At 64.6% G+C, this 15,098-nt stretch carries 14 protein-coding genes; 5 read left to right on the forward strand and 9 right to left on the reverse strand.

The genetic code is table 11. The annotated features are described in order from the left end of the window. Positions 1-7: 7 nt before the first annotated feature. A complete protein-coding gene (locus SPR01S_RS00430; RefSeq protein WP_066583319.1) occupies positions 8-778 on the reverse strand; it encodes a CPBP family intramembrane glutamic endopeptidase in 771 nt (256 codons plus the stop codon). Beyond that, on the reverse strand, positions 778-2,613 hold the full coding sequence (gene aspS, locus SPR01S_RS00435; protein ID WP_066583321.1) for an aspartate--tRNA ligase: 1,836 nt from the start codon (positions 2,611-2,613) through the stop codon (positions 778-780). Before aspS ends, SPR01S_RS00430 begins: the two co-directional genes overlap by 1 nt. Positions 2,614-2,784: 171 nt before the next feature. On the opposite strand from aspS, the gene rnd reads away from it, so the two are divergent. Beyond that, positions 2,785-3,960 (forward strand): ribonuclease D, encoded by a 1,176-nt coding sequence (rnd, locus tag SPR01S_RS00440; protein ID WP_066583329.1) that lies wholly within the window; start codon positions 2,785-2,787, stop codon positions 3,958-3,960. Then, positions 3,957-4,250 carry an I78 family peptidase inhibitor gene (locus SPR01S_RS00445; RefSeq protein WP_066583338.1) on the forward strand — a complete coding sequence of 98 codons (294 nt, stop codon included), beginning with the start codon at positions 3,957-3,959 and terminating at the stop codon, positions 4,248-4,250. The genes rnd and SPR01S_RS00445 overlap by 4 nt, the downstream gene beginning before the upstream one ends. 60 nt (positions 4,251-4,310) lie before the next feature. On the opposite strand, the gene SPR01S_RS00450 is transcribed toward SPR01S_RS00445, so the two are convergent. Continuing rightward, entirely contained in the window at positions 4,311-5,576 is a 1,266-nt protein-coding gene (locus SPR01S_RS00450; protein WP_066583339.1) for a M24 family metallopeptidase, read from the reverse strand. A gap of 75 nt (positions 5,577-5,651) precedes the next feature. On the opposite strand from SPR01S_RS00450, the gene SPR01S_RS00455 reads away from it, so the two are divergent. Further along, positions 5,652-6,959, forward strand: coding sequence for a dicarboxylate/amino acid:cation symporter (locus SPR01S_RS00455; RefSeq protein ID WP_066583721.1), 1,308 nt, complete (start codon positions 5,652-5,654; stop codon positions 6,957-6,959). Between the two features lie 4 nt (positions 6,960-6,963). Here SPR01S_RS00455 and SPR01S_RS00460 read toward each other — a convergent pair whose 3' ends face one another. From SPR01S_RS00460 to recA, 3 genes are all read right to left on the reverse strand, one after another. Next, positions 6,964-7,590: a glutathione S-transferase family protein gene (locus SPR01S_RS00460; protein ID WP_066583340.1), complete on the reverse strand. Its 627-nt coding sequence runs from the start codon at positions 7,588-7,590 to the stop codon at positions 6,964-6,966. A 32-nt stretch (positions 7,591-7,622) separates the two neighbouring features. Further along, complete coding sequence (locus SPR01S_RS00465; protein ID WP_066583341.1) at positions 7,623-8,441, reverse strand: class I SAM-dependent methyltransferase; 819 nt, start codon at positions 8,439-8,441, stop codon at positions 7,623-7,625. A gap of 250 nt (positions 8,442-8,691) precedes the next feature. After that, positions 8,692-9,771, reverse strand: a complete 1,080-nt coding sequence (gene recA, locus SPR01S_RS00470; RefSeq protein WP_066583350.1) for a recombinase RecA — start codon at positions 9,769-9,771, stop codon at positions 8,692-8,694. Positions 9,772-9,941: 170 nt separating this feature from the next. On the opposite strand from recA, the gene SPR01S_RS00475 reads away from it, so the two are divergent. Together SPR01S_RS00475 and SPR01S_RS00480 are read left to right on the forward strand one after the other, a co-directional pair. Then, entirely contained in the window at positions 9,942-10,961 is a 1,020-nt protein-coding gene (locus tag SPR01S_RS00475) for an adenosine deaminase (protein ID WP_066583353.1), read from the forward strand. After that, positions 10,961-11,476 (forward strand): phosphoribosyltransferase, encoded by a 516-nt coding sequence (locus SPR01S_RS00480; protein ID WP_066583356.1) that lies wholly within the window; start codon positions 10,961-10,963, stop codon positions 11,474-11,476. The genes SPR01S_RS00475 and SPR01S_RS00480 overlap by 1 nt, the downstream gene beginning before the upstream one ends. A gap of 25 nt (positions 11,477-11,501) precedes the next feature. Here SPR01S_RS00480 and SPR01S_RS00485 read toward each other — a convergent pair whose 3' ends face one another. The 3 genes from SPR01S_RS00485 to SPR01S_RS00495 form a co-directional block, all read right to left on the reverse strand. Beyond that, complete coding sequence (locus tag SPR01S_RS00485) at positions 11,502-11,846, reverse strand: response regulator (protein WP_066583359.1); 345 nt, start codon at positions 11,844-11,846, stop codon at positions 11,502-11,504. Between the two features lie 106 nt (positions 11,847-11,952). Further along, on the reverse strand, positions 11,953-14,355 hold the full coding sequence (locus SPR01S_RS00490; protein ID WP_066583361.1) for a hybrid sensor histidine kinase/response regulator: 2,403 nt from the start codon (positions 14,353-14,355) through the stop codon (positions 11,953-11,955). An 89-nt stretch (positions 14,356-14,444) separates the two neighbouring features. Continuing rightward, a complete protein-coding gene (locus SPR01S_RS00495) occupies positions 14,445-15,026 on the reverse strand; it encodes an LptA/OstA family protein (protein WP_066583368.1) in 582 nt (193 codons plus the stop codon). Positions 15,027-15,098 lie beyond the last annotated feature (72 nt).

Genomic DNA, 15,098 nt, shown 5'->3' on the forward strand with positions numbered 1-15,098 from the left:
TGAGTTGTCATTCAGCCTGGTCTCTTGCTCTCACGCGGGGAACGGGTACGGCCAGCACGATCGCGAGCAAAACAAGATGCGCCGCTGCGCCGAGCAGCCGCGTCTGGTCGATGTCGGCCGGCCTTACCGGTTCGATCAGGTCCGCGACGATGCTCGCGAAATTCCAGCCCCAATGGAGCGCCACGGCAGCCCAAAGCGTGCGCCAGCGCCACGCCGCCGCCGCATAGGCAAGCCCGAGGCAGAACAACCGTAACTGCTCGGTCCAGCCCCAGTCGAACCGCCAGAGATGATTGAGCGTATAGAGCAATGCGCTTGCCGCGACGAAGGCAGGCCCCGACCAGCGCACGCCCCATGTCCGCAACGGGAATCCCCTCGTCAGGATATCCTCGGCGAGCGAGGGGATGAACGTCGTCAGCAATCCGATGGCCAGCGGGACGGCCAGGTCGGTCGATGGAGTTCCGTCGAACACATATCCGCCGCTGCGCAGCCCGATCTCCACGGTGGCCAGCTTGGCACCGAGCGCCAGCACCAAGCCACCGGCCAGCAAGGCTAGCCACCGCGGACGCAGGTCGAGCAGATAGGCATCATAGCCTCGCCAGCCGAGCCAGCGACCGATCGGCCAGGCCAGGAGCAGCGAAGCGACCATCAGCAGCGGCCCCAGCGGGCTGCGCGGCGCAATGACCGTCTGAAGCCCCTCCGCCGCCTGATAGACGACGAACATCAGCAGAAACCCGGCCGCGACCCGAAGCGGCGTTGCGCTAGCGGGTCGTGCGTCCATCAGCCGGCGGCCGGATCCACCGCCTCGGTGACCGCCGCGGCCTTGGTCGCGCTGGGCTGGTCGACCAGACGGATGTTGAGCTCGCGCAGCTGCTTCGCGGTGGCGAAATTCGGCGCGCCCATCATCAGGTCCTCGGCCTTCTGCGTCATCGGGAAGACGATGACCTCACGGATGTTCGGCTCGTCGGCGAGCAGCATGACGATGCGATCGACGCCCGGCGCCGAGCCCCCGTGCGGCGGCGCGCCGAACTTGAAGGCGTTGATCATGCCGGCGAAATTGGTGTCGACATCCTGCTGGCTGTAGCCGGCGATCTCGAACGCCTTGTACATGATCTCCGGCCGGTGGTTGCGGATCGCGCCCGACGACAGCTCCACGCCGTTGCAGACGATGTCGTACTGGAATGCCAGGATATCGAGCGGGTCCTTGGTCTCCAGCGCCTCGAGCTCGCCCTGCGGCATCGAGAACGGGTTGTGGCTGAAATCGACCTTCTTCGCGTCCTCGTCATATTCGAACATCGGGAAATCGACGATCCAGCAGAACTCGAAGCGCTTGTCGTCGATCAGCTCGAGCTGTTCGGCGACGCGGGTGCGCGCCAGGCCGGCGAGCTTGGCCGCCTGCGCTTCCTTGCCGGCGGCGAAGAACAGGCCGTCGTCCGGGCCGAGGCCCAGGCTGTCGGCGAGCGCGGACATCTTGTCCTCGCCATGGTTCTTGGCGATCGGGCCGCCCCATTCGCCGTTTTTGCGGGTAGCGTAGCCGAGGCCGGCAAAGCCCTCGCTCTGCGCCCAGGCGTTCATGTCGTCGAAGAATTTGCGGCTCTTCTCGGCGGTCGCCGGCGCCGGAATCGCGCGGACCACGTCGCCCGCCTCGACGATCGATGCGAAGCGGCCAAAGCCCGAGCCGACGAAATGCGACGACACGTCGGTGATGATCAGCGGGTTGCGCAGGTCGGGCTTGTCGTTGCCGTATTTCAGCATCGATTCCTTGTATGGAATGCGCTTGAACGGCAACGGGCTGACGGTACGGCCCTTGCCCTGCCAATCGGCGAATTCCTCGAAAACGCCGTGCAGCACCGGCTCGATCGCGGCGAACACGTCGTCCTGCGTCACATAGCTCATCTCGAAATCGAGCTGGTAGAATTCGCCCGGCGAGCGGTCGGCGCGCGCATCCTCGTCGCGGAAGCACGGCGCGATCTGGAAATAGCGGTCGAAGCCGGCGACCATCAGCAACTGCTTGAACATCTGCGGCGCCTGCGGAAGCGCGTAGAACTTGCCCGGATGGACGCGGCTCGGGACCAGATAGTCGCGCGCGCCCTCAGGGCTCGATGCGGTCAGGATCGGCGTCTGGAACTCGGTGAAGCCCTGGTCGATCATCCGCTTGCGCAGGCTCGAAATCACGTTCGAGCGCAGCACGATATTGTTGTGCAGCCGCTCGCGGCGCAGGTCGAGGAAGCGGTAGCGCAGGCGGATGTCCTCGGGATAATCGGCCTCGCCGGCGACCGGCATAGGCAGTTCGGCGGCCGCGGACTGCACGGTCACGGATCGCGCGAACACCTCGATCTCCCCGGTTGCCAGGTTCGGGTTGGCGGTGCCCTCGGCGCGCGCCTTGACCACGCCATCGATCGTCACGACCGACTCGGCTCGCAGTCCTTCCAGGATCGGCAGTGCCGGAGAATCGCTGTCGGCGACCACCTGGGTAATGCCGTAATGGTCGCGCAGGTCGACGAACAGCACGCCGCCATGGTCGCGCTTGCGGTGCACCCAGCCCGACAGGCGGACGTCCTCGCCGACATTGGCGGCGGTCAGTGCGGCGCAGGTGTGCGTACGATAGGCGTGCATGGCGTAATCTCTGACTTCGTCGCCCCAGTGAAAGCTGGGGTCTCAGGCCACTGGCGAATAGCTCGCGGCACGAGATCCCAGCTTTCGCTGGGATGACGGTTGATGGAAAGCCGCGCGCATTCCCTTCACACAGGCCTTTGTCAAGCGCGCGCGCCTCGCTATGGGGTCAAGATGCATATCCATGGCCTGATCGAGGACAACGCCGCCCTCGCCAATCTCTGCGCGCGGCTCTCCCAATCGAACTTCGTCTGCGTCGACACAGAGTTCATGCGCGAAAGCACGTTCTGGCCGGAGCTTTGCCTGATCCAGATCGCCGACAACAACGAGGCCGCCGCGATCGATCCGATGACGCCGGGCATCGACCTCAAGCCCCTGCTCGATCTGTTGGTCGACAATGAGGACGTGCTGAAGGTGTTCCATGCCGGCGGGCAGGATATCGAGATCATCTACAATCTCACCGCCAAGACCCCGTATCCCCTGTTCGACACGCAGGTCGCGGCAATGGCGCTCGGGCAAGGCGAACAGATCGGCTATTCGAACCTGGTCGACAGCTGGCTTGGCATTCAGGTCGACAAGGGCGCGCGCTTCACCGACTGGGCGCGCCGCCCGCTCGAGGAGCGCCAGATCGTGTATGCGATCGCCGACGTGACTCACCTCGCGGAGATTTTCCCGCGGATGCTCGACAAATTGCGCAAGACTGGCCGCGGCGCCTGGCTCGACCAGGAAATGGAGCGACTGGCCGATCCGGCCAATTATGCCAACGATCCCGACCTCGCCTGGAAGCGCGTGCGCATCGCCGGCCGCAAGCCCGAAGTGCTCGGCAGGTTGAAGGCATTGGCGCGGTGGCGGGAGATGGAAGCGCGAGGCAAGAACCTGCCGCGCGGCCGCATCGTCAAGGATGAGACGCTGGCCGACATTGCCAGCCACCCGCCGCGCAAACAGGCAGACCTGGCGCGCGTGCGCGGTCTGTCGGCGACCTGGGCCGGAAACGATATCGGATCGCGCCTGATGAGCGCGCTTGAAGACGCCAAGCCGATGAGCAACGCCGAAATGCCGGCGCGCGACGACCGCAAGCCCGGACTCGGCAAGGACGGCGCGCTGGTCGCCGATCTGCTCAAATTGCTGCTCAAGATCCGTTCGCGCGATATCGACGTGGCGTCGCGCCTGCTGGCGCGGTCGGAGGATCTCGAGGCGCTCGCCGCGGGGCAGCGCGACGGGCTGTCGATTCTGACGGGCTGGCGCTTCGAGCAATTCGGTCGCGACGCCCTTGACCTGGTCGAGGGACGGATGGCCTTCGCGGTCAAGAACGGCAAGCTGCGCATGACCCGGACGGAGGAAGCGCAATGACGAAGGTCCTGATCGTCACCCTCGGCCTCACGATGTTTTCCGTCGCTGCCTGTGCGCCGGTCGCGCCGCTGCCGGACGCGCCCACTGGTCAATGTTCGGCCAGGGGCCTGGACAATATGATCGGGCGGATCGCCACGCCGTCGCTGATCGACCGTGCCAAGCGGCAATCGGGCGCATCGGTCGCGCGGGTGCTGCGACCGGGCCAAATCGTGACGATGGAATATCTGAACGGCCGCATCAACGTGAATGTCGACGAGAACAACCGGGTGAAGAGGTTCACCTGCGGTTGAGAAAGCCCTCTCCCGCGCGCGGGGGAGGGATCTCCTGAGAGGTAGCGGCCGCCGGCGTGATTACCGAAACGGCATGTCGATCGAGACAGGCGGCTCGCTGAACCATTTCGGCCCGGCGTCGGTCATATGGAAGCAATCCTCCAGGCGCACGCCGAACTTGCCCGGGATGTAGATGCCGGGCTCGTTCGAAAAGCACATCCCCGGCGCCAATCTGGTCGTTTCGCCGCGCACCAGATTGACCGGTTCGTGCCCGTCGAGCCCGATGCCGTGTCCGGTGCGGTGCGAACAGCCGGGGAGCTTGTAGCCGGGGCCGTAGCCGAAGTTCTCATAGAGTTTGCGGATCGCCTCATCGACGCTGCCCGCCGGCATGCCGATCCGCGCCGCAGCAAACGCGGTCTGCTGGCCCCGATGGACCTGGTCCCAGACCATGCGCTGTTCCTTACCGGCCGCGCCGTAGACGAAGGTGCGGGAGACGTCGGACTGATAGCCCTGTACGGTGCAGCCGCAATCCATCAGCACGATCTGGCCGTCATCGACCTTGTGCACGGCTTGCGTGCCATGGGGGTAAGCCGCCGCCTCGCCGATCAGCACCAGGCTGAACTCGGGGCTGCCGCCCAGCTTGCGCGTGGCGGCGTCCATGATCGCGCCGATGTCGCGGCCCGTCATGCCCTTCTCGACGCGCTTATAGGTCCAGCGATAGGCGGCGATCGTCACGTCGGTGGCGACTTGCATCAGCGCGAGTTCGGCCGGCGTCTTGATCATGCGGCAGCCGCGCACGACCGGATTGGCCGAGACGATCTTCGCGCCGGGCATGGCATGCGCGAGCATGTCCGGAATGAAGAAGCGGACGGTCTCCTCGATCCCCACGGGTCGTGTCGCGAGCTTGCGGTCCTTGAGGAAACCGGCGACGACCGCCAGAGGGTCTTCGTCCTCCTGCCACACCCGCACCTCCGCCGGGATGGCGAGCGTCTCGCGCATCCGGGGCTCCTCGAAATAGGGCGAGACGATGCAGGGCTCGCCCTCGACCGGCAGCACTGCAAGCAGGGCTCGCTCGCTGCGCCCCCAGCGAATGCCGGTGAAATAGAGCAAGGACGATCCCGGCTCGATCAATACCGCGCCGATGCCGTGCTGCTTCATCAGCGCCTGCGCGCGATCGAGTCGGCGGCGGCGCTCGTCGGCGCCGATCGGCACCGCGCCGGTGGTCATGTCGTGCAAATCGGCCAGATCGGGTTCGGCGGCACGGGCCGCGCCGGAGGCGAGCAAGGGAGCGGCGGCAGCCGCGGCGAGTATTGCGCGGCGGCCGGGCAAAAAGCGGGAATTGGGCATGACCGTCACGATAGGGTTCTTGACCGCGGCGTCGCAATCCCCTTTCCCTGCATCACCAAAATGGGGAGAGTGATTTTGGCCAAGCGCCTGACGACCTACATTCTGATCGCCTTGGTGCTGGGCCTGATCGTTGGCTGGGTCACGAATGCCGCCTTTGGGGGCAGTCATCCGACGCCCGACCAGGCCGCCACGCTGGCGACCATCGCCAAATGGCTGGGGTTGATCACCACGATCTTCCTGAAGCTGATCAAGATGATCATCGCACCTTTGGTGTTCGGTACCCTGGTGGTGGGGATCGCACATATGGGCGATACCGGAGCGCTCGGTCGCGTCGGGTTAAAATCGCTCGGCTGGTTCGTCTGCGCCAGTCTGTTGTCGCTCACGCTGGGCCTGATCCTCGTCCATATTCTGCAGCCAGGCGTCGGCCTCAACATGCCTCTGCCGGCGGTCAACGCCGCCGCCGATATCGACAAGAGCAAGTTCGACGCGATCCAGATCATCGGTCACATCTTCCCGACCTCGATCATCGATTCGATGGCGCAGAACGACATCCTTCAGATCGTGATCTTCTCGGTATTCTTCGGCGTCGCCATCACCGCCGTGGGCGAGCGTGCCGCGCCGCTGGTGACGGCGGCGGAAGCGCTGACCAAGGTCATGCTGCAGGTCACTGACTATGTGATGCGGTTCGCGCCGGTCGCGGTGTTCGCCGCTGTCGCCAACGCGCTGGTCGAACGCGGCCCCGAAGTGATCGGCAAGCTCGGCTATTTCATGCTGTGCGTCTATATCGGCCTGGCGTTGCTCTGGCTCATGCTGGGCCTGCTCGCCTGGCTGTTCGTCGGGCGCCGCTCGCTGTCGCTGTTCCGCTATATCCGGGAACCGGTATTGGTCGCCTTCTCGGCGGCATCGTCCGAAGCCGCCTTTCCGCGCACGCTGGAAGCGCTCGACCGGTTCGGGGTGCCCTCGCGCATTTCCAGTTTCGTGCTGCCGCTGGGCTATTCGTTCAATCTCGATGGCTCGATGATGTACATGACTTTCGCCTCCCTGTTCATCGCCCAAGCCTATGGCATTCATCTCGACCTGGGCACCCAGATCGCGATGCTGCTGACCTTGATGATCACGTCGAAAGGCATTGCCGGCGTGCCGCGCGCGAGCCTGGTGGTGATCGCGGCGACTTTGAGCCAGTTCAAGCTGCCCGAGGCGGGACTGCTATTGGTGCTCGCGGTCGATCACTTCCTCGACATGGGGCGATCGGCGACCAACGTCGTCGGCAACGCGATCGCGGCGAGCGTCGTCGCGCGCTGGGAAGGAACGCTCGATGCCGAAGCGCCGCCCGAGATCGAGCCGCCGCACGCGCCCAGCCACGGGCTGGGCGGCAAGCATTGAGCCGTCAGGCGTAGGCGTAAGGGCCGCCCTTTTCGAGCGCGGTCTGATAGGCCGGGCGGGCATGAATCTTGTCCAGCCAGGCGATCGTCGCCGGGCGTGATGGCCCGAGTCCCGCGCGGCTTCGCGCCGCTTCGAGCGGGAAGCTCATCATGATGTCGGCGGCGGTCATCTCTCCGCCGGCGAACCAGGGACGCTGCGCCAATTCGCCTTCGACATAATCTAGATGGACGTCGATCATCGGCTGGATGCGCTTCGCCGCGGCCTTGCCCATCAGCGGAATGCGGTTGACCACGAGCAGCACCAGCAAGGGCGGCATCAGCGAGCCTTCGGCATAATGCAGGAACTGGCGATAGCGCAGCACGTCGTCGCGATGCGCGGGCGGCCCCAGCCGGCCGTCACCTTTTTCGACCAGATATTCGCAGATCGCCCCAGTCTCGACGATTATCGGACCGTCATCCTCGAGCACCGGCGACTTGCCGAGCGGGTGCACCTTGCGCAGCGCCGGCGGCGCCAGCATGGTCTTCGGGTCGCGCTGATAATATTTGATCTCGTACGGCAGGCCGAGCTCTTCGAGCATCCACAGGATGCGCTGCGACCTCGAATTGTTGAGGTGATGGACGATCAGCGTCACGGTGTTCCTCCCCAGACCAGGCTATGAGATTATCAAGCGGGCCGACACGACCATATCCATGCCGAGGCCGGAAAATCCACCGCATCGTTGGAGAGGCGCGCCGCCAGAACGTCGCGCAACCGCTGGCGACCGACTTCCCGAGCCGCATCATCGAGCTCGCGAAGCCGTGCTGCCGCGGGCCCGATCCGGCTGAACAAGGCAAGCGCTTCGTCGAGCGCATGCTCTCCCTCCCCAGCCCGATAGGTATAATCGACCGGCTGTGCCTGGCCCGTCCAGCCGCTCGCCTGCAAAATGGACCGGACATGCTCCGCGTCGGCGAAGGCAAACGGGCCTGGTGACGTTCCGGGCTTTTGCGGCGTCGCACCGGTCACCGCGGCGCCGGTCTCGATCACCCATGGGTTGAGCGTCACGTCGCGAAAGCAGGAGAAGACGAGGTGCGCGTCGGCCGTTGCCGCCTGCCGAAGCCGGGAGAAGGCAGCGACGGGATCGTCGAAGAACATGACGCCATGCCGGGAGAATAGAAGGCCGGCGGTGATGCCGCCTAGCTCGCTTGCGTCACCGACCTCGAAGCGGAGGTTGGGATAAGCGGCGCCTCTCTTTCGCGCGGCCTCGACCAGATTTTTGGAAAGGTCGATTCCCAGCACCGTTAGAGCGGGACGAGCGGCCGCCAGCGCGATCGCCGTGCCGCCCGCGCCGCAGCCGATATCGACGGCAATGCCGGTCTCCGGCGCGGCGTTGAGGATCGCTGCATTGAGATGGGGCGATAAATTGGCAAAACTCAAATCGGTACGGCGCCATTCGTCCGCCCAGGTATCGCCAACACGCCCTGCCCAATCATATGCCAAGGTCATTCGGCCCTCCCCGTTTCGATCCCGCATAGTGCCGCGGTGGATCATCCACTCCGTTCTATGCACCTCCGCTACCGGGAGCCCAACAGTATCGACAAACGGATCCCCGAAATATGAAAGGCCCGCCGACGCGGGCGGGCCTTTCCGGGAGTTGCGGCGGAGGGGGATCGCCGCTGGGGGTTGTGTCGGTAACGAAACAAGCGCGGATTGGTTGCATCGCAGCAAATTGTCCGCGCTGCCCCGAATAAAGATCTCAGAGTTCGTCGTCGCCGCCGTCGTCCAAGCCGCCAACCATCATCTCTTCGGCGACCTCGGCGGTACGATTGCGGATGGCGCGCTCAAGCCGTTCGGCGACGTCGGGATTGTCCTTAAGATAATTCTTGGCGTTCTCTCGGCCCTGCCCGATGCGGATCGAGTCATAGCTGAACCAGGCACCCGATTTTTCGACCAGCCCGGCCTTGACGCCGAGATCGAGGATCTCGCCGATCTTGGAAATGCCCTCACCGTACATGATGTCGAATTCGACCTGCTTGAACGGCGGCGCGACCTTGTTCTTGACGACCTTCACCCGAGTGGTGTTGCCGACGATATCGTCGCGATCCTTGATCTGGCCCGTGCGGCGGATGTCGAGGCGAACCGAGGCGTAGAATTTGAGCGCGTTGCCGCCCGTCGTCGTCTCCGGATTGCCGTACATCACGCCGATCTTCATGCGCAGCTGGTTGATGAAGATCACCATGCAGCGCGAGCGGCTGATCGATCCGGTCAGCTTGCGGAGCGACTGCGACATCAGGCGGGCCTGGAGGCCGACATGGCTGTCGCCCATCTCACCCTCGATTTCGGCGCGCGGCACCAGGGCGGCGACCGAATCGACTACCAGCACGTCGATCGCGTTCGAGCGAACCAGGGTATCGGTTATCTCGAGCGCCTGCTCACCGGTATCGGGCTGCGAGACGATCAGTTCGTCGATATTGACGCCCAATTTCTTGGCATAAACCGGGTCGAGCGCATGCTCGGCATCAACGAATGCCGCCGTTCCGCCGCCGCGCTGCGCTTCGGCGATGACGTGGAGAGCGAGGGTCGTCTTGCCAGAGCTTTCCGGACCATAAACCTCGATCACGCGACCGCGCGGCAGGCCGCCGACGCCAAGCGCGATGTCGAGGCCAAGGCTGCCGGTCGAGATCGCCTCGACCTGCATCGCCTCCTTGGATCCCAGCCGCATCGCCGAGCCCTTGCCGAAGGCACGGTCGATCTGGGCCAGAGCGGCGTCGAGCGCCTTTTGCCGGTCGGAATTTTGCGATGCCATGCCGTCGATAACTTTCAGAGAAGCTGCCATTGAGAAGGCCTCCGCGCTAGCCGGGTTAGCCCCGGCGTTCAATCATGTTGGAAGGCATGTATCGTATTTGTTCTCATGGAACAATAGTGGAACATGAACTTTTTTCGCACCGAAACGGCGCTTTCCCGATATTTCTTGCCCGGGACCCTGCCCCGCTTCATGCTCTGCTCATGCGGAGCGATCTCGACGCCTTTATCACCGGCCTGCCCAAAGCCGAGCTCCACCTTCACATTGAGGGCAGCCTGGAACCCGAGCTGATGTTCGCGCTGGCCGAGCGCAACCAGGTCGAAATACCGTTCAAGTCGGTCGAGGACGTGCGTGCAGCCTACAGCTTTTCCAACCTGCAGGATTTCCTCGACATCTATTATGCGGGCGCGAGCGTACTCCGCAACGAGGCGGATTTTCGCGATCTCGCCCTCGCCTATTTCGATCGCGCCGCGGCGGACGGCGTGGTGCATGCCGAGATCTTCTTCGATCCCCAGACGCATACCGATCGCGGCATTCCCTTCGGAACCGTGATCGAAGGGCTGCTCGCCGGGATGGCGGAAGCGGAGGCCAAACATGGCCTGACGTCGAAGCTGATCCTCTGCTTCCTACGGCATTTGAGCGAGGAAGCAGCGTTCGAAACGCTTGCCCAGGCCGAGCCCTGGCTCGATTGCATCGCCGGTATCGGCCTCGATTCGTCCGAAGTCGGCCACCCGCCGGAAAAGTTCGCGCGCGTGTTTGCGGCGGCGCGCGAAAAGGGGTTGCGGCTGGTTGCCCATGCCGGCGAGGAAGGGCCGCCTGACTATGTCTATCAGGCGCTCGACCTGCTCTCGATCGACCGGCTCGATCATGGCAATCGCAGCCTGGAGGATCCGGTGCTGACGGCGCGGCTGGCGCGAACCGCGATGACCCTGACGGTCTGCCCGCTATCGAACGTCAAATTGTGCAACGTGACCTCGATGCAGGACCACCCGATCGATCGGATGCTCGATCTCGGGTTGCGCGCGACGATCAATTCGGACGATCCCGCTTATTTCGGCGGCTATATCGGGGAAAATTACCGACAGGCAGCGGCCGCGCGCGGGCTGGACAAGGACGCGTTGGCGACACTCGCGCGCAATTCGTTCCTGGGATCTTTCCTCACGGACGATGAGGTGGCGCGCCACACCGCCGCGCTCGACGCCTATGTAGCGGAGCAACGCTGATGCCGGTCTTCACCCCGATCCCGCATGACACGTTCGAGGCGCAAGTGAAGATGCTCGCCGCTGAAATCATCGAGAGCGGCTGGCTGCCCAGTTTCATCATCGGGATCGGCCGTGGCGGGCTGGCCCCGGCAGTCTATCTCAGTCACGCGACCGGACTGCCGATGCTGTCGGTCGACCATTCGTCGCGCGTCGAGGACTTCTCCGACGCGCCGCTGATCAAACTGGCGGCGCGCACGCGCGACGGCGAGCGGCTGCTGTTCGTCGACGATATCAACGATTCGGGAGCGACGATCGGCAAGCTCCGCGCCGCATTGGCCACGGCTGGCGCCGCGCGCGACCATGTCCGCTTCGCGACCCTGCTCGATAACAAGCGGTCGCGCGAACAGGTCGACTATCGCGCCGAAGTGATCGACCGCGACGAGCGCAAGGACTGGTTCGTGTTTCCCTGGGAAGCGGTCGCCCCGCAAACCTCGCTCGACGCCGACGCGGCGGAAGTGCCCGACCGGATCGCGTGATCGACGCGAATCGACAGCGTTGCCGTCAGAGCTCGGCGAGCGCCTTGGCGACGTTCTCCATCGTATAGGGTTTCACCAGCCGCGGGCGGTCGGCATGGGCCGGGGTGTCTTCGCCACCGCCGGTCGACAGAATGAAGGGGATGCTGCGCGCCGCCAACGCATCGGCGACCGGCCAGCTCTTCTCGCCACCCGACAGGTTGACGTCCAGGATCGCCGCATCGGGAATTTCGGCGTCGATTACCGCAAGCGCCGCCATCACGCTGTCGCATGTCGCGACGTGCGTCTTGTTCAACGCCTCGAGGAAATCCTCGAGCATCATGGCGATCAGGGGTTCGTCCTCGACGATCAGGATGCGCTGCAGCGATGCCATGACTTGCCTTAGCTTCCGACGCCGCCGGACGCCATGCCCGGTGCGCGATGAAATAACTTAGATATAGAGATCGCTCGGCAATCCTGTCTCTCCAGGCGTCGTCGTGTCATCGTTCGACCACGACCGAGGTCAGCAGGTCGCGCGCAGCTTCGGCGAGCTGCTGCACCGAAAACGGCTTGGGCAGGAAAGCGACATTGTCGAGGTCGATCGACTTCCTCAGTTGTTCCTCCGCATATCCCGACATGAACAGGATCGGCAGGTCGGGATAGCGTTCGCGCGCATGGCGCACCATGGTCGGGCCGTCCATCGACGGCATCACGACGTCCGAAATCAGCAGATCGGGCTTTTCCCCCTGCGCCAGCAATTCGAGCGCCGCTTCGCCATTTTCGGCGGTCAGTACCTTATAGCCCTGTCGCGTCAGCGCGCGCTCGGCGACTGCGCGGACCATATCCTCGTCCTCGACCAGCAGGATGAGGCCGGTTCCCCATAGATCGATCGGCTTTTCCTTGGTGGCGACCTTGGCGATCTTCGGCGCCTCGGCGGCGTGGACGGGGAAATAGATGGAGAAGGTCGAGCCCTGCCCCGGCTTGGAATCGGCGAAGATATAGCCGCCCGATTGCTTGACGATGCCATAGACGGTCGACAGGCCGAGCCCCGTCCCCTTGCCGACTTCCTTGGTGGTGAAGAACGGCTCGAAGATCTTGCCCAGTATCTCTGGCGGGATGCCGGTGCCGGTGTCGCTGATTTCCAGCGCCGAATAATCGGCGACCGGCAGGATGTCGGATCCCATCTTGCGCACCTCCGCCGCGCTGACGGCGCGGGAGGTGATTGTCAGCGTGCCGCCGCCAGCAGGGTCCTTGGCCAGCATCGCGTCGCGGGCATTGACCGCCAGATTGACCACCACCTGTTCGAGCTGGCCGGGATCAGCGCGCACCGCGCCAAGGTTGCGGCCGTGCCGCACTTCCAGCTTCACCGTCTCGCCCATCAGGCGCTTGAGCAATTGCGATACTTCAGAGATCACGTCGGGCAATTGCAGGATCTGCGGCCGCAACGTCTGCTGGCGCGAAAAGGCGAGCAACTGCCGGGTCAGGCTGGCGGCGCGGTTCGAGTTCGCCTTGATCTGCTGGATGTCGTCGTAATCGCTGTCTCCGGGTGAATGGCGCATCAGCATCAGGTCGCAATGGCCGATGATCGCGGTCAGGATATTGTTGAAATCGTGGGCGACGCCACCGGCGAGCTGGCCGACCGCCTGCATCTTGGTCGCCTGGGCGACTTCGCGCTTGAGGCGAGTCTCCTCGCCATTGTCCTTGAGGCTCAGCAGTACCGCGGCATCGCCCAAGCCCCGCGCGCCCGCGATGGTCAACGCCACCGGTTCGTCGGGATGGTCCTTGAGACGGATCGCCATGTCCATCGAATGCGTCGCGCCATTGGCGAAGCGGCGGATGGCGTCGGCCACTGCCGCCTTGTCCTCGCGCACCACCAGATCGCCCGGATAAAGCGGCGGCTGCGCCTGGTCGACCTGTGCCGCGCGGACGAACGGATCGTTCATCTGGACGAAGCGCCCATCGCGATCGACCAAGGCGAGCCCGACCGGGAGCAGCGAGATCAGGCTTTTGACATGCGCGGCGGCCGATCCCCCGATCGCAGGTTGGCCATGTTCTTCCTCGTCGAGAAGGACGACCAGGATCGGCGCGTCCTCCCCGTCCAGGAAGGGAATCTGCAGGATGCGAAGCGGCGTGCCGCGCGGGCCCTCCCGCTCGAACCGTACCTGACCCTTGTCGTCGGCGATCAGGAAGCGCGCGAAGTCACGGCCGACGACGACGCTTTCCTCATGCCCCATCGACCGTTCACGCAGTACGCGATTGGCGGCGAGCAGGCGGCCTTCGGGCGCGATCAGCGCGGCCATGATACCGGCCGCGGCCAGCCGGTCGCCGGTCGGCCCGGCGATGATCGACTGAACGTTGGTGGCGAGGTCGAGCCCCTGCGCCTCGTGGAAGCGCCAGACCAGCATGTCCTCGCTCTCTCCGGCGCGCTCGATCGCCACCGCAAGCGGCGCGCCGCGCGTCGTGACGCGATCGAGTTCGGCCGATCCGTCGCGCCAGGCAATGCGTCCCGCCGCCGCCAGTTCGCCCGCGCCATTGTCGTCGAGCGGCAGCCCTGGCGGCGTGGGATAGCCGGCAAAGCGGGCGCGATAACGCTCATTGGCGCAGATCAGCCGCCCTGCCCGGTCGGTCACCGCGATAGCATCGTCGCTCGCCGCGGCCAGCGCGCGGGCCACGCTCCAGTCGGTTTCGCCGGGCGCATCCGATGCCGCGGGCGCGAACCGCGACCAGACGACGACGGCGCCGACCAGCAATAGCATGGCGGCGGCGAATCCTCCCGCGATGACGAAATTGTGGAGGACCATCAGCACGATCAGCGCTGCCCCCACGCCGCATGCGGTCGCGACGATCAGCGCCTGGCGCTGGCCAGGCGCGCGTACGTCGTTCGGAAGGGGTCGGGAAGCCATCAGTCCCTTGTGGCGCGGTCACGAGGCAGGTCAAGCATCGTCGGAAATCTCCGACCTGCGCCGGCGCCTCTCCACCGCATCAGCCGATATTATTTTTTATCAGGAGTGCTCGGCGTCGTCGTGGTCGTGGTCGTCGTAGCGTCGGTATTCCGCTTGGGGACCGAGAAGACGCCGGTCACCCGGCCGCCCGATTTGCTCGTGCCGACCTTGCCGCCGGCATCGAGCGACGCGGCGTTGTTGTTGAGGTTGATGAGCAACCGGCCGCCGCGCACCACGTTGGCGCCGCGATGGAGGACGACGTTGCCGATCATCGTGATCGTGCGCTTGTTGAGGTCGTAAATTGCGTACGAGCCCGACGCATTCTCATCGGGGCGTGTCACGACGACATTGCCCGATGCCCGGATCTGCGAAATTTCCGGGGGAGCACCGCCCGAATCGACGATGCTCGACGTATAGAGCACTTCGGCGCGGTCGGACGTCACCGTCATCGTACCCTGGCGCGCGCGCACCTTGCCCTGGAACAAGGCGCGCTGAGTCTTGTCCTGGATCTCGATATGGTCGGCATCAACGCTCAGCGTCTCGTTCCCGCCCGCCTGGAATGCCGAGACGCGCGCGCCGAGCAAGGTCGCTGCGCAAGCGAGAAGAATGAATGTGGTACGCCGATGAGCCATGAATTTTGCCTACAACAAGGTTTCGCGGGTTGAAAGCGCCGAACCGCGCCAAAAAAGTATCGTTGTACTCCT

The organism is Sphingomonas pruni NBRC 15498, from assembly GCF_001598455.1.
Lineage (GTDB): Bacteria > Pseudomonadota > Alphaproteobacteria > Sphingomonadales > Sphingomonadaceae > Sphingomonas > Sphingomonas pruni.

Bases quoted from the DNA above. Each gene is read 5' to 3' on its own strand.
- SPR01S_RS00430 (WP_066583319.1), bottom strand. From the start codon at position 778: ATGGACGCACGACCCGCTAGCGCAACGCCGCTTCGGGTCGCGGCCGGG.
- aspS (WP_066583321.1), bottom strand. From the start codon at position 2,613: ATGCACGCCTATCGTACGCACACCTGCGCCGCACTGACCGCCGCCAAT.
- rnd (WP_066583329.1), top strand. From the start codon at position 2,785: ATGCATATCCATGGCCTGATCGAGGACAACGCCGCCCTCGCCAATCTC.
- SPR01S_RS00445 (WP_066583338.1), top strand. From the start codon at position 3,957: ATGACGAAGGTCCTGATCGTCACCCTCGGCCTCACGATGTTTTCCGTC.
- SPR01S_RS00450 (WP_066583339.1), bottom strand. From the start codon at position 5,576: ATGCCCAATTCCCGCTTTTTGCCCGGCCGCCGCGCAATACTCGCCGCG.
- SPR01S_RS00465 (WP_066583341.1), bottom strand. From the start codon at position 8,441: ATGACCTTGGCATATGATTGGGCAGGGCGTGTTGGCGATACCTGGGCG.
- recA (WP_066583350.1), bottom strand. From the start codon at position 9,771: ATGGCAGCTTCTCTGAAAGTTATCGACGGCATGGCATCGCAAAATTCC.
- SPR01S_RS00475 (WP_066583353.1), top strand. From the start codon at position 9,942: ATGCGGAGCGATCTCGACGCCTTTATCACCGGCCTGCCCAAAGCCGAG.
- SPR01S_RS00480 (WP_066583356.1), top strand. From the start codon at position 10,961: ATGCCGGTCTTCACCCCGATCCCGCATGACACGTTCGAGGCGCAAGTG.
- SPR01S_RS00485 (WP_066583359.1), bottom strand. From the start codon at position 11,846: ATGGCATCGCTGCAGCGCATCCTGATCGTCGAGGACGAACCCCTGATC.
- SPR01S_RS00490 (WP_066583361.1), bottom strand. From the start codon at position 14,355: ATGGCTTCCCGACCCCTTCCGAACGACGTACGCGCGCCTGGCCAGCGC.
- SPR01S_RS00495 (WP_066583368.1), bottom strand. From the start codon at position 15,026: ATGGCTCATCGGCGTACCACATTCATTCTTCTCGCTTGCGCAGCGACC.